Genomic DNA, 13,005 nt, shown 5'->3' with positions numbered 1-13,005 from the left:
TGGTGAGCGGGGGCCGGAACGGCTTGACTGTGAGGCGTAGCAACCTGGGTTCCCCGGAATCCGCCCAGTCAGGAGAGTTTTCATGTTCGCCCTTCGCATTGCCGCTCTGCTGGCGGCGGCCCTGTCCACCGGCCTCATCGCGGGGCTGTTCTACGCGTACGCCAACTCGGTCATGCTCGCGCTGGGCCGCAGCGACGACCGCACCATGGTCGACGTGATGCAGAAGATCAACGTGGTCATCATCAATCCGTGGTTCATGATCGCGTTCATGGGGACGGTCGGCTTCACCGTCCTGGCCGCGGCTCTGCATCTGGGGCAGGACTTCCGGACCGTGCTGCTCTGGATCGCGATCGCCCTGGTGCTCAATGTGATCGCGTTCGGTGTGACCGTGGGCGGCAACGTCCCGCTCAACAATCGGTTGGCGGCGGCCGGTGATCCGGCGGGCATCGCCGATCTGGCGGCGGTCCGGGCACAGTTCGAATCCGCCTGGGTTCGTTGGAATATCGTGCGCGCGGTGCTGCACACCCTGGCCTTCCTGGTGCTGCTGGGCGCGTTGTTCGTGGCGGGGCAGCAGCACGGCGAGGCCGAGGCGACGTCGTCGAGCGCCGGAACTGTCTCATACACGCCGCAGCAGGTCGGCTAGTTTCTCGCCGTTTCCACGGTGATCTAGAACGTGTTCCGGTTACATTTTCCGGAACGCGTTCTAGTTCTGGAGGGATATGCGCCGCACCCTTTTCCGGCGCTCGCCGGGAACACTGCTGATCATGGCCGTGCTGGCCGCGCTGTGGACCGCCGCGAGCACGCCCGCCCGAGCCGAGTACCCGGTGGTCTACAACTTCTTCGCGGGTATTCCCGGCGAACTCGCCGTCCCCGGCGGCTCGCTGCCCGGCTCCAACGACTGGAACTGCGAACCCACTGCGGCGCACCCGAATCCGGTGGTGCTGCTGCACGGCACCGCGGGCGGCGCGCAGACCAACTGGGGCGCGTACGTCCCCCTGCTCGCCAATGAGGGGTACTGCGTCTACGCGCTGACCTACGGCAGCCTCGACGTGCCGTGGCCGCTGTCGGCCATGGGCGGTATGCGCCCGCTGCCCGACAGTGCCGCGCAGGTGCGCGCCTTCGTGGACCGGGTGCTGGCGGCCACCGGCGCGGCACGCGTCGACTTCGTCGCGCATTCGCAGGGCAATGTGGTCGGCAACTACTACATCAAGCGGCTCGGCGGTGCGGGCAAGGTGGACAGGTTCGTCGGAATCGCGCCGCCCTGGCGCGGCCTGTTCGGCGACCAGATGCGGGTCATCCGGGCCTTCGGGCGGGAACTGGGCATGGACGCCGACCGCGTCGACAACCTGGCCGCCATGGGCGTGGTGTGTCAGGCGTGCCCGCAGATGCTCGGCGGCTCGGGGTTCATGAACGAGCTCAATGCCGATGGCGTCTACCACCCTTCGGTCACCTACACCAATATCGCGACCTCCTTCGACGAGGCGGTGTTCCCGTCGGTCGCCTTCGTGCCCGCCCCGAACGCCACGAACATCCTGGTGCAGGACGGCTGCCCCACCGACTTCTCCGACCACATGGGGATAGCCGGAAGTTCGCGGACGGCCGCCTTCGCGCTGAACGCGCTCGATCCGACGCGTCTCCGTAACATTCCATGCGGTTTGATCCCCCCACTGACGGGCAGTTAGTTCGTATGTTCGCTCAGGGCGTAGCCGGGCCGGAAACGAACCCGGGTACCGCCCCGTTATGAGGGAATGAGTCGTACTGTCGCCGGTTCGCAATAGGGTGGACGGACGACGGGCGGAACCCCTGGCAACTAGAGTGGAGGCCAGGGGGATGCAACCCCAGGGCTTCATGGCAGGCTGGCCTTCAGTCGAACACTGAAGCGCCGGACGCCGTAGATAGCGGAGCAGGAGAGTGAGGGAGCGATGTTCGAGAGGTTCACCGACCGCGCGAGGCGTGTCGTTGTCCTGGCCCAAGAAGAGGCCCGGATGCTCAACCACAACTACATCGGCACCGAGCACATCCTGCTGGGTCTGATCCACGAGGGCGAGGGTGTCGCGGCGAAGTCCCTGGAGTCGCTGGGCATCTCGCTCGAGGGTGTGCGCAGCCAGGTCGAGGAGATCATCGGTCAGGGCCAGCAGGCCCCGTCCGGTCACATCCCCTTCACCCCGCGTGCCAAGAAGGTGCTGGAGCTGTCGCTGCGCGAGGCGCTGCAGCTCGGCCACAACTACATCGGCACCGAGCACATTCTGCTCGGCCTGATCCGCGAGGGTGAGGGCGTCGCGGCGCAGGTGCTGGTCAAGCTGGGCGCGGATCTCAACCGGGTGCGCCAGCAGGTCATCCAGCTGCTGTCCGGATACCAGGGCAAGGAGCCGGTGGAGTCCGGCACCCGCGGTGAGGCGGGAACCCCGTCCACCTCGCTGGTGCTCGACCAGTTCGGTCGCAACCTGACCCAGGCCGCCCTCGAGGGCAAGCTGGACCCGGTCATCGGCCGCTCGAAGGAAATCGAGCGCGTCATGCAGGTGCTCAGCCGCCGTACCAAGAACAACCCGGTCCTGATCGGTGAGCCCGGCGTCGGCAAGACCGCCGTCGTGGAGGGCCTCGCCCAGGCCATCGTCAACGGCGAGGTGCCGGAGACGCTGAAGGACAAGCAGCTCTACACCCTCGACCTGGGCTCCCTGGTCGCGGGCAGCCGCTACCGCGGTGACTTCGAGGAGCGCCTGAAGAAGGTGCTCAAGGAGATCAACACCCGCGGCGACATCATCCTGTTCATCGACGAGCTGCACACCCTGGTGGGTGCGGGCGCGGCCGAGGGCGCCATCGACGCGGCCTCCATCCTCAAGCCCAAGCTGGCCCGCGGTGAACTCCAGACCATCGGCGCGACCACCCTCGACGAGTACCGCAAGTACATCGAGAAGGACGCCGCGCTGGAACGCCGCTTCCAGCCGGTGCAGGTGGGCGAGCCGACCGTCGAGCACACCATCAACATCCTCAAGGGTCTGCGCGACCGCTACGAGGCGCACCACCGGGTGTCCATCACCGACGGTGCGCTGGTAGCCGCGGCGACCCTCGCGGACCGGTACATCAACGACCGGTTCCTGCCGGACAAGGCGATCGACCTCATCGACGAGGCCGGTGCGCGCATGCGCATCCGTCGCATGACCGCGCCGCCGGACCTGCGCGAGTTCGACGACAAGATCGCCGACGCCCGCCGCGAGAAGGAAAGCGCCATCGACGCGCAGGACTTCGAGAAGGCCGCGCGCCTGCGTGACAAGGAGAAGCAGCTCGTCGCCAAGCGCGGTGAGCGCGAGAAGCAGTGGCGCTCCGGCGATCTGGACGTCGTGGCCGAGGTCGACGACGAGCAGATCGCGGAGGTGCTGGCCAACTGGACCGGTATCCCGGTGTTCAAGCTCACCGAGGAGGAGACCACCCGTCTGCTCCGCATGGAGGACGAGCTGCACAAGCGGATCATCGGCCAGGAGGACGCGGTCAAGGCCGTCTCCAAGGCCATCCGCCGCACCCGCGCCGGTCTGAAGGATCCGAAGCGTCCCTCGGGCTCGTTCATCTTCGCCGGTCCGTCCGGCGTCGGTAAGACCGAGCTGTCCAAGGCGCTGGCCAACTTCCTGTTCGGCGACGACGACGCGCTCATCCAGATCGATATGGGCGAGTTCCACGACCGCTTCACCGCCTCGCGCCTGTTCGGTGCCCCTCCGGGCTACGTCGGGTACGAGGAGGGCGGCCAGCTCACCGAGAAGGTGCGCCGCAAGCCGTTCTCGGTCGTGCTCTTCGACGAGATCGAGAAGGCCCACCAGGAGATCTACAACACCCTGTTGCAGGTGCTCGAGGACGGCCGCCTCACCGACGGCCAGGGTCGCACGGTCGACTTCAAGAACACGGTGCTGATCTTCACCTCGAACCTCGGCACGCAGGACATCTCGAAGGCGGTCGGCCTCGGCTTCGCGCAGAGCAACTCCGAGGGCTCGAACTACGAGCGGATGAAGCTCAAGGTCAACGACGAGCTGAAGAAGCACTTCCGTCCCGAGTTCCTCAACCGCATCGACGACGTGATCGTCTTCCACCAGCTCACCCAGGATCAGATCATCGAGATGGTGGACCTGATGATCAGCCGCGTCGCCACGCAGCTGAAGAACAAGGACATGGGGATCGATCTCAGCGACAAGGCCAAGAGCCTGCTCGCCAAGCGCGGTTTCGATCCGGTGCTCGGTGCGCGTCCGCTGCGTCGCACCATCCAGCGCGAGATCGAGGACCAGCTGTCGGAGAAGATCCTCTTCGGCGAGCTGGGCGCGGGCCAGACCGTGCTGGTCGACGTCGAGAACTGGGACGGCGAAGGCCAGGGCGAGGACGCCAAGTTCACCTTCACCGGCAAGATGAAGCTGACCAAGAAGGACTCCGCCGAGGAGAAGCCGGTCGTCGCCCTCGCGGGCGAGTCGTCGGCCGCCTCCGGCGAGTAGTCCTCCTCGTCGGCCATCGCTGGCCGAAAGCCCCGCTCACCTCGATGGTGAGCGGGGCTTTCGCATGGAAGCCGCCGGGAGATCGAAGCGTTGCCGAGCCGACGCTACGGCGGGGTTCGCTCTGCCGCCGATTCAGTTCCCGTCGGCGTCGACGCGCTCCTCCACGATCATCCAGCTGCCGCCCGCGCTGTCCGCGGTGACATGCACCCAGATATGGCGGTCGGTCCGGCGCACCAGATACGTCGTCACTGTGCCGTTGTAGATATCGCCCAAGCCGGAGCTGTAGGCCACCCGCACGTCGCGGTCGATGGTGTCGAGCACCTCCTGCGGGATCTTCGATTCGGTGACCCGGGCCCCGCCCGCGTCGTCGATCGCCGCGTCGATCGCCTCCATCAGCGCGAACTTGGAGAACCCGGCGTCACCCGCGGCGTAGATGAGGGATTGGTAGACCTTGCCGATCACCCACTCCAGCCGGTCGCCGGTCCACACCGGAACCCGGTCGCGCTCGACGATCGGGTCCGGGGTGTTCGGGTTCTCGAAACCGGCGGGGATGGCGAAGTAGGGGAATTCGCCCAGCTCGGCGTCGGACAGCGGGACGCTCCTTGGATCGAAGCCGCTGCCCGGTCCTGCGGTGGCGGCGGTGGTCGTGATCGTGGTGGCGGCCGTCGCCGCGGTGGTCGTGGTGATCGGCGTCGCGTTGTTGTCCTCGCCGCCCGCACAGCCGGTCACGGCCGCGCACACCACCGCCACCAGCGCGCCCGCTCGGGCCGTGCGGGCGGTCGCGTTCTGTCGCCACTGCATGGGTGATTCCTCCCTGTTCGGTCTGCGTCGGCGACGCTATCGGTGGGCGAGCGTCCAGGAGTCTCAGCGTGGTCTCATATCTACCGATAGAGTGCCGGGCAGAAGACCGACCGGAGGAGTAGCTGTTGACGGCGACAGCGGTCCCGCCGCAACTCGCCGAACTCACGACGGCGCTGGCGACGCACCGCCTCGTCAATGTGTTCGGACCGCTCGGCGTAGGGAAGACCCACCTGGTCGAGAGTCTTTCCACCACGACGCGCGTCGAAGCGCTCGCCACCGTCGACGGACCGGGAATGCTCGCCGATCCCGCCGCCGGGCACGGCGCGGGTGAGCACCGACCGGCCGAGAGCGCGGTCGCTGGGGGCACCGCGGCCAGACCCGGTGTGCGGCCGGAGACCGCCCGATCGGCAGCGCCGCCGCGGGGCACACGTCGCCGGGGCGGTGAACGCGCCGATCGGCCGTCACCGGCCGCCGGTGGCGGGGTGGCCGATGTGCACCGGGGGACTGTCGGTGCGGTAATCGCGAGCGAGGCGTGCACGGGCGGTGCGGTGCTGGTTGTCGACGAGGCGGATGCCCCCGGGCGGCTCGGGACGGTTCGCGCGGTCGTGGACCACTATCCGGGGTCGGTGGTCGTGGTGACCCGGAAACCGTTGGCCTCGTATCCGGTGTGGTCGGGGCTGGATATGGCGACGATCCGGGTCGTGCCGCTGCCGGACGCCCGCATCGATGAGGCGGCACGGGACGCCGGGATCGCGGATCCGGCGGTGCTCGCGTGGGTTACGCGGATAGCGGGCGGGATTCCGCTCGTCGTACACGCGGCCGTGCGAGCCCTGCGGGCGGGCGTTCCACCGACCGTGCCGGGCGCGCTGGCCGACCGGATCGCCCAGGAACTGCTCGAGCGGCTGAGCCGGGAATCACCGGGCCGCCGCTGGCAGCACGCGCTGCGGCTGCTGGCCACCGCCGGAAGCGCCGACGAGGCCGGGTTGGCGGGCGGGCCGGAGCTGTTCACCCTGGTGTCCGGGCTCAGCGTGGTGGTGCCCGGCCCACTCGGCCTGTCGATCGCCGAGCCGTATCGGGAGATACTCGAACTCGCCTACGCGTGGCGGCAGCCCGACGGCCACCGAAAGGTGCGCGACCGCACCGCGACTCGCGCACTCGCCCGCCTGAGCGGAGAAGCCGACGCCGAACGCCGCGCGGCGCTCGCCGAGCAGGCGCTCTTCCTGACCGCGCCCGCACCGGTCCGCGCGACGCTGTTCCCGCCGGCTCCCGGAAACCGGCCGGTCCACCAGGCCACCGCCGCGGACGCCGACGATATCGCCCGCCTCATGCGGCGGTGGAGCCACCGCAACGGCTTCGCCCCGGAGCGGGCCGAGCGCGTGGTCGCCAGCTGGTCCGCCACCGACATCAGCAGCTTCCACCTGGTTCGCGACGAGGACGACCGGCTGCTCGGCCTGGCCAATCTCATGCCCATCGCCGACCACACCGCCGACAGCATCGAGCCACTGCTGCAACAGCATTCGGACGCGATCATCGGCGATCGCCGGGGCGCGCTGCTGTTGGGCGCGGCCTTCGGCACCGATCGGGCGGCGCACGCCCGAATCCTGCGCCACACCCTGGCCGTGGGAACGCGTGCCGGAGATCTGGTGGTCTCCACCGCGAACCCCGACTACCTGCACCTGCTGCGCGCGCTGCGTTTCGATCCGCACGGGCCGCTGCGGGAGGACCTCTACCGCTCCGGCCGCGCCCCGGAGGTGTACAGCAACGATTTCACCGCCGGGGCGGGTCGGCACTGGTTGCAGCGGTTCTCGGGTTCTCCCGGCGCACCGACGCCCGAGGTCGTCGCCGCGGCCCTGCACAGCATCGACGACCTCGCCGTACTGTCCGCCAGCCCGCTGCTGACCTCACCGGCCACCCCCACCGCCCAGGCGCTGCGGCGCTGGCTGCACACCGCGATCGCGGAACTGGCCGCCGCCGCCGATCCCGTCACGGCCGAAGCGGGAACCATTCTCGCGGCCTACTATCCGCGCCCGTCCGCGACCCATATCCAAGTGGCGTCCCGGCTGCACCTGAGCCGCGCCACCTACTTCCGGCGACTGCGGCACGGCTTGGAGCTGATCGCGGCGCGGCACCTTCGCGATGCGACGGACGCGAACCGATAGCCCGGCCCCGCGGTGTCAGCGTTGGTTAGCCGAGAGGCTGCCCTGCCCGGACCGGAAGGGTCTGGTCACGAAGCCCAGCGCCCCGAGGACCGCCAGCGCGTGCCCGAACATGGTGCCGTAGTACGCGGCGGGCAGCGCCGAATCCACCAGCCACGCGATGCCGACGCCCGCCGCGAAGCCGAGCCAACTGCCGATGAGCCCGCCCACGACGGACCGTGCCACGGAACCGTGCCCGAGCACCACGCCCGCCGCCACCGCGACCACCAGTCCGATCGCCGTGACCGTCAACCCGGGCACCAGCATGTCCGCTCTCCGTTCCATGGGCCTGCGTATTCACCCTCGACCCTGCCGGAAAACCGCTGGTGGCGGTATCGGGGTTTCCCCTGGAATCGCACCCCGACGCGTCCGCCTCGAGGACTACCGCCGGCCGGACCAGCCCGGACTCGTAGGCGATGACCACCGGCCTGTACCTGCCACCGCCCTGCCCGAGCACCAGCGCCGGTGATTCCAGTGGGCGGCCTTCAGCCGAAGTAGCGAATCACACCCATGCCGGAGGCGGCGGCATGGTCCAGGAACCGCCGCCAGCGCCCGTAGTTCTCGCGCAGATAGTCCAGGTCGGCAGCCTCGCGACCGAGCCGGTGCCGTTCATCGGGGAGGGCTGGACCGAACTCTGCGACCGCGTACTCGCCCACCGTCTTCATCACCGCCGAACTGGACAACTCCCGCCGGGACCCGGCGCTGGCGCACCTGCGCGAACAGCACGACGCCTCGTACGCCGCCGCGCTGGCGGCCGCCCGCCGACTCGGCAAGGAGTACTGACATGGCCTGGCTGCTGTCCTACGCCATGCGGACATTGCCGGTCGGCACCTCGTATGCGATCTTCACCGGCATCGGTGCGGTGGGCGCGATCGGGCTGGGCGTGATCATCCACAAGGACCCGTTCGTTCAGTGTGGGGCGGGTGCTCGCGCTCTCGCTCATCATCGGAGGCATCGTGCTGGCCAGGGTGACGAATCCGGAGTGAACGGAACTATCGTCGGCTTCCTCGACTCGCGAATCGCCGCAGCGGTATAGGTTCGAACCTGTAAGCCTTCGAATCCTGAAAGGACAGTGATGCCTACACGTACCGCGCGTACCGCCTGGACCGGCGGTCTGCAGGACGGCTCGGGCCAGGTCGAGCTGAGCAGCTCCGGCGTCGGCAAGTACGACGTGTCGTTCCCGAAGCGCTCGGCCGACAATGCCGACGGCACCACCAGCCCGGAGGAGCTGATCGCCGCCGCGCACTCGTCCTGCTATGCCATGGCGCTCTCCGCCGAGATCGGCCGGGCCGGTGGCACCCCGCAGGCCCTGGACGTCACCGCCGACGTGACCCTGGGCCCGGACCCGGCGGGCGGGTTCCGGATCGCCAATATCAAGCTGACCGTCATCGGCCGCGCCGAGGGCATCGACGCCGACGGCTTCCTCGCCGCCGCCAACGCGGCCAAGGCCGGCTGCCCGGTGAGCAAGGCGCTCGCCGGTGTGGACAACATCGAACTCGCCGCTTCGTTCGACGCCTGAGCGAGTGCGCCGCGCGGTTCCGGCGGCTGAGATCCGGTGGTGCGCAACAGCGGTGAACGCGAGACGGGGCGGTGCCGTACCGGCACCGCCCCGCTCGTGTTCTGCTACCGCGCGACCTCGGCCGGTTGCGGGGCACCGCGCCCCGCGTACTCGGTCAGCGCCGCGAACGCCAGTCCGAGCGCCACCCACAGCGTGGTGGTCACGGCCAGTGACGCCACCCGGAACTCCCACAGCAGCGACGCCGGGAAGTCGTCGGCCACCTCGTTCACGCCGGGCAGCGCGATATAGCCGATACCGACGATCGCCACGAAGGCCGCGACCGACCCGATGAGCCGTACCGTCTCGAGCTGACCCCGCAACAGCTTGTACACGTATACGGCGATTCCCACGGCCGCGAACCCCAGCAGCACCACCGCGACCCACAGCCAGGTGCGGTCGTCGATGGTCTCCGGATCGCCCACGGCGGGCGGATTGGCGGGGTACTTGAAGAAGGGCACCGCGACGATCGCCAGCCAGCCGCCGACCGCCAAACTCAGCGCCAGTCTCGGTCCCGTCAGATCCGTATGCCGCCGTGCCACATTGGCGACGGTCGCGTAGATCGCGCCCAGCGCCATTCCGGCCAGACCGAGGGCGAGGAACTGGCCGAACTTCTGGCCGGTCCGGCTGACGAGTGCTTCCTCCTCGTCACCGTGCGAATGGCCGCCCGCGGCCTCGCCGTCGTGCGATTGCGCCGCCTGCGCTTCCTCGATGGCAATAGCCGCCTCCACCTTCGGCTCGCCGATGAGGAAACCCACGGTGCCCGCGAGCAGTCCCGCGATGAGACCGGCCAGCAGGCCCCGGAGCAGCAGCGTCTTCAGTGCTCCGCTCAGTGGCATGGGACGCCCAGCAGGTGTCGGCCGTCGTGCATGAGCTCGTGCATGAACATCCCGGTGCGGGAGACCGCACCCTGATCGAAGCCGACCAGGTACAGCGTGAGCAGTGCGAGAAGGATGACGCCTGCCGTGACGAGCCACGCGTTGAGCGCGTCACCGGCCCGGCCGGGCGAGTGGACGATGGCCATTCGAGCCTCCTTCGGGGATTCCGCGTCCCCGTCGAGATGGGTGCGACGGTGCCGGTGTCTGGCTCTCCGGCACCCGCCTCGAAGGCTCGGTGCGAGGAATACAGTGGCGCGACCGCCCCGGAATCACACCGGGTTACGCGTCACCGTCGCATTGTTCATCCAGAACTGTCGCACCCTCGCTGGCCGACCGTCAACAGGGGTGTGATCAGGCGTTCTTGCCCGCCACGTCGAGCACGACCTCGAATTCCAGCAGCGAGGCCCCGGTGGACACGGGCTTGCGCGCCTCGCCCGCATGCGCCTCCCGCGCCGGGCCGTCCCGCCACGCCGCGAAGGACTCCTCCGAATCCCACTGCGTGACAACGAAGTACCGGTTCTCACCGGCGGTCGGCCGCAGCAGCTGGAAGCCCAGGAATCCGGGCGAGTTCTCCACCGCGTGCGCCCGCGCGGCGAACCGCTTCTCCAGTTCCGGGCCCGCGCCCTCGGGGACCTCGATTGCATTGATCTTCACGACTGCCATACCGAGAGCCTAGGCTGGTCCGCTCTCCGTGTCCGCGGCGCGGCCGAGGACCGTCGGCCGTTTCGCACGCGTGCCTGCGGGCGGCGCCGAATCCATGTCGGGCGTACCGACGAGTGGCCCGTGCCCCGCGACATCGGTCGTCGGGTCCGGTGCGTGTTCGCCGCGGTGATCCGGCACGTATGGTCGCGGTGATGTTGTATGACGAAGGCGGCGCGGGGACGCCGATTCTGCTGCTGCACGGTTTGATGGGCAGTGCCCGTACCTGGCGGAGTCAGGTGGGGTGGCTGCGCGAGTTCGGGCACGTGTACACCTTCGACGCGGCCGGGCACGGGCGGCCCGCACCGGCGGAGCTCACCACCGAGGCGTTCGTGGCGGATCTGGCCGCCGCCACCGTGTCCATCACCGCGCCCATGGTGATCATCGGGCATTCGATGGGGGCGCTGCACGGCTGGGTGTTCGCCGCCGCGCACCCCGGGCGGGTGCGTGCGCTCGTGGTGGAGGACATCGCCCCCGATTTCCGCGGCCGCACCGCCGCCGACTGGGCCGCCATGATCGCCGCCTGGCCGCAGCCGTTCCCGGACGACGCCGCCATGCTCGCGCACTTCGGCCCGGTCGCCGGTCGCTACTTCATGGACTCCTTCACGCGCGGCCCCGACGGCTACCGCCTGCACGGCTCGGTCGACACCTTCCGCGACATCTCCGAGGAGTGGGGTGGCCGCGACTTCTGGTCCCAGTGGCGGTCGATCGCCGTCCCGGCCCTGCTCATCGAGGGTGAGCACACCATCACCCCGCCGGGCCAGATGCGCGAGATGGCCGCGGTTCACCCGAATGCCCGCCATGTCGTCATTCCCGACGCCGGTCACCTGGTCCACGACGACCAGCCCGCCGCCTATCGGGCCGAGGTCGAGCGCTTCCTCCGCGCCGTCCTCGACGGGTCCGGATCATGATCATGTCGTGGACGATCGAGTCATGAGCGACGACGACGATTCGCCTCGCGAGCGGGGCACCCGGACGGCGTTCGGGCTGTCGCTCGGCCTGTGTCTCGGCGCGGCCTACGGTCTGCTGACCGGCAATCAGGCTGTGGGGATCGGTGTCGGGATGGCGCTCGGCGCGGCCGCGGGCGTGCTGTCCGACCGCCGCGCCCGGTGACACCCGAGCAGGCGCGACGCATTCTGCGGGCGGGTGCCTTCAGTCTGTCCGGGGTGTCGTCGTATGCTCGGCTCACGCATCCCAGAGTGAATGGTGACCAACGATGATCGACTTCGCGATTCCTGCCGAGCTCGCCGCCGAACGCGATCGGGTACGGCAGTTCGTCATCGACAAGATCGTGCCCTTCGAACGCGATCCGCGGCTGACCGCGCACGGACCGACCGACGAGCTGCGCCAGGAGCTGGTGGAACTGGCTCGCGCCGAGAAACTGCTCACCATCCAGGCCCCGGTCGAACTGGGCGGGCGCGGGCTCTCGCACATCGAGCAGGCGGTGCTGTACGAGGCCGCCGGCTGGTCCACCCTCGGCCCGGTCGCCATGAACTGCGCCGCCCCCGACGAGGGCAATATGTTCCTGCTCTCCAAGGTCGCCGACGCCGAGCAGACCGAGCGGTACCTCCAGCCGGTCATCGACGGCCACCAGCGCTCCGTCTTCGCCATGACCGAACCGGGCGGCGCGGGTTCGGACCCCAATCAGCTGGCCACCGAGGCCACCTTCGACGGCGAGCAGTTCACCGTCAATGGCACCAAATGGCTGATCACCGGTGCCGACGGCGCGAAGACGTGGATCATCATGGCGCGCTTGGCCGCCAATCCCCACCTGCCCGAGGGCCCGACCCTGTTCCTCGCCGAGGGCGACACCCCGGGCATCGTCATCGAGCGGGTCATGAACACCATGGACCGCAACTACGTGGGCGGCCACGCGGTGGTGCGCTTCGACAATCTGAAACTGCCCAAGGACGCCGTGCTCGGCGAAACCGGTCAGGCTCTGCGCTACGCCCAGCTGCGCCTGGCCCCCGCCCGGCTCACGCACTGCATGCGCTGGCTCGGCGCGGCCGAACGCGCGCAGGCCATCGCCGTCGACTACGCCAAGACCCGCACCGCCTTCGGCAAGCCCATCGGCGAACACCAGGGCGTGTCGTTCATGCTGGCGGACAACGAGATCGCGCTGCACCAGTGCCGCCTCACCATCTGGCACGCCTGCTGGCTCATGGATCAGGGCGAGAAGGCCCGCCACGAGAGCTCCATCGCCAAGTCCTACGTCTCCGAGGAACTGTTCAAGGTCACCGACCGCTGCGTCCAGGTCCTCGGCGGCATCGGCATCAGCGACGAGACCGTCGTAGAGATGATCTTCCGCGATATGCGCGCCTTCCGCCTCTACGACGGCCCCACCGAGGTGCACAAGTACGCCATCGGCCGCAAGATCCTGCGCCCCTGACCGCTGCTGCACTTAAACT

At 69.0% G+C, this 13,005-nt stretch carries 15 protein-coding genes and 1 riboswitch; of the genes, 9 read left to right on the top strand and 6 right to left on the bottom strand.

The annotated features are described in order from the left end of the window. Positions 1-82: 82 nt before the first annotated feature. The 3 genes from QMO76_RS25420 (at position 83) to QMO76_RS25410 (ending at position 4,469) form a co-directional block, all read left to right on the top strand. Complete coding sequence (locus QMO76_RS25420; RefSeq protein WP_306363837.1) at positions 83-643, top strand: DUF1772 domain-containing protein; 561 nt, start codon at positions 83-85, stop codon at positions 641-643. 76 nt (positions 644-719) lie between these two features. Next, positions 720-1,682, top strand: a complete 963-nt coding sequence (locus tag QMO76_RS25415) for a triacylglycerol lipase (protein WP_306363836.1) — start codon at positions 720-722, stop codon at positions 1,680-1,682. A gap of 240 nt (positions 1,683-1,922) precedes the next feature. Further along, positions 1,923-4,469: an ATP-dependent Clp protease ATP-binding subunit gene (locus QMO76_RS25410; protein WP_306363835.1), complete on the top strand. Its 2,547-nt coding sequence runs from the start codon at positions 1,923-1,925 to the stop codon at positions 4,467-4,469. 132 nt (positions 4,470-4,601) lie between these two features. Here QMO76_RS25410 and QMO76_RS25405 read toward each other — a convergent pair whose 3' ends face one another. Continuing rightward, positions 4,602-5,270 carry a hypothetical protein gene (locus tag QMO76_RS25405; RefSeq protein ID WP_306363834.1) on the bottom strand — a complete coding sequence of 223 codons (669 nt, stop codon included), beginning with the start codon at positions 5,268-5,270 and terminating at the stop codon, positions 4,602-4,604. A gap of 125 nt (positions 5,271-5,395) precedes the next feature. Here QMO76_RS25405 and QMO76_RS25400 point away from each other — a divergent pair, with 125 nt between their 5' ends. Then, entirely contained in the window at positions 5,396-7,429 is a 2,034-nt protein-coding gene (locus QMO76_RS25400; protein ID WP_306363833.1) for a hypothetical protein, read from the top strand. 15 nt (positions 7,430-7,444) lie between these two features. Here QMO76_RS25400 and QMO76_RS25395 read toward each other — a convergent pair whose 3' ends face one another. Both QMO76_RS25395 and QMO76_RS25390 read right to left on the bottom strand, forming a co-directional pair. Further along, a complete protein-coding gene (locus QMO76_RS25395; protein WP_306363832.1) occupies positions 7,445-7,750 on the bottom strand; it encodes a hypothetical protein in 306 nt (101 codons plus the stop codon). Positions 7,751-7,950: 200 nt separating this feature from the next. After that, the gene (locus QMO76_RS25390; protein WP_306363831.1) at positions 7,951-8,133 is read right to left on the bottom strand and encodes a hypothetical protein; all 183 of its coding nucleotides are present in this window, start codon (positions 8,131-8,133) and stop codon (positions 7,951-7,953) included. A 116-nt stretch (positions 8,134-8,249) separates the two neighbouring features. Here QMO76_RS25390 and QMO76_RS25385 point away from each other — a divergent pair, with 116 nt between their 5' ends. Continuing rightward, complete coding sequence (locus tag QMO76_RS25385) at positions 8,250-8,501, top strand: multidrug efflux SMR transporter (RefSeq protein ID WP_306363830.1); 252 nt, start codon at positions 8,250-8,252, stop codon at positions 8,499-8,501. Between the two features lie 39 nt (positions 8,502-8,540). Next, a complete protein-coding gene (locus QMO76_RS25380) occupies positions 8,541-8,984 on the top strand; it encodes an OsmC family peroxiredoxin (RefSeq protein ID WP_306363829.1) in 444 nt (147 codons plus the stop codon). Positions 8,985-9,088: 104 nt separating this feature from the next. Here QMO76_RS25380 and QMO76_RS25375 read toward each other — a convergent pair whose 3' ends face one another. The 3 genes from QMO76_RS25375 to QMO76_RS25365 form a co-directional block, all read right to left on the bottom strand. Beyond that, entirely contained in the window at positions 9,089-9,859 is a 771-nt protein-coding gene (locus QMO76_RS25375; protein ID WP_306363828.1) for a CbtA family protein, read from the bottom strand. Beyond that, positions 9,850-10,044, bottom strand: a complete 195-nt coding sequence (locus QMO76_RS25370; RefSeq protein WP_306363827.1) for a CbtB-domain containing protein — start codon at positions 10,042-10,044, stop codon at positions 9,850-9,852. Before QMO76_RS25370 ends, QMO76_RS25375 begins: the two co-directional genes overlap by 10 nt. Positions 10,045-10,079: 35 nt before the next feature. After that, positions 10,080-10,207, bottom strand: a riboswitch (cobalamin riboswitch). Between the two features lie 42 nt (positions 10,208-10,249). Then, on the bottom strand, positions 10,250-10,561 hold the full coding sequence (locus QMO76_RS25365; protein ID WP_306363826.1) for an antibiotic biosynthesis monooxygenase: 312 nt from the start codon (positions 10,559-10,561) through the stop codon (positions 10,250-10,252). Between the two features lie 191 nt (positions 10,562-10,752). Between QMO76_RS25365 and QMO76_RS25360 the strand changes: the two genes are divergently transcribed. The 3 genes from QMO76_RS25360 (at position 10,753) to QMO76_RS25350 (ending at position 12,986) form a co-directional block, all read left to right on the top strand. Then, positions 10,753-11,508, top strand: a complete 756-nt coding sequence (locus tag QMO76_RS25360) for an alpha/beta fold hydrolase (protein WP_306363825.1) — start codon at positions 10,753-10,755, stop codon at positions 11,506-11,508. A gap of 22 nt (positions 11,509-11,530) precedes the next feature. Then, on the top strand, positions 11,531-11,710 hold the full coding sequence (locus QMO76_RS25355) for a hypothetical protein (protein ID WP_306363824.1): 180 nt from the start codon (positions 11,531-11,533) through the stop codon (positions 11,708-11,710). A 103-nt stretch (positions 11,711-11,813) separates the two neighbouring features. After that, the gene (locus tag QMO76_RS25350; protein ID WP_306363823.1) at positions 11,814-12,986 is read left to right on the top strand and encodes an acyl-CoA dehydrogenase family protein; all 1,173 of its coding nucleotides are present in this window, start codon (positions 11,814-11,816) and stop codon (positions 12,984-12,986) included. Positions 12,987-13,005 lie beyond the last annotated feature (19 nt).

Origin of the sequence: Nocardia sp. CC227C, assembly GCF_030767025.1 — a bacterium.
Lineage (GTDB): Bacteria > Actinomycetota > Actinomycetes > Mycobacteriales > Mycobacteriaceae > Nocardia.
This window is presented reverse-complemented; position numbering and strand designations above follow the sequence as displayed.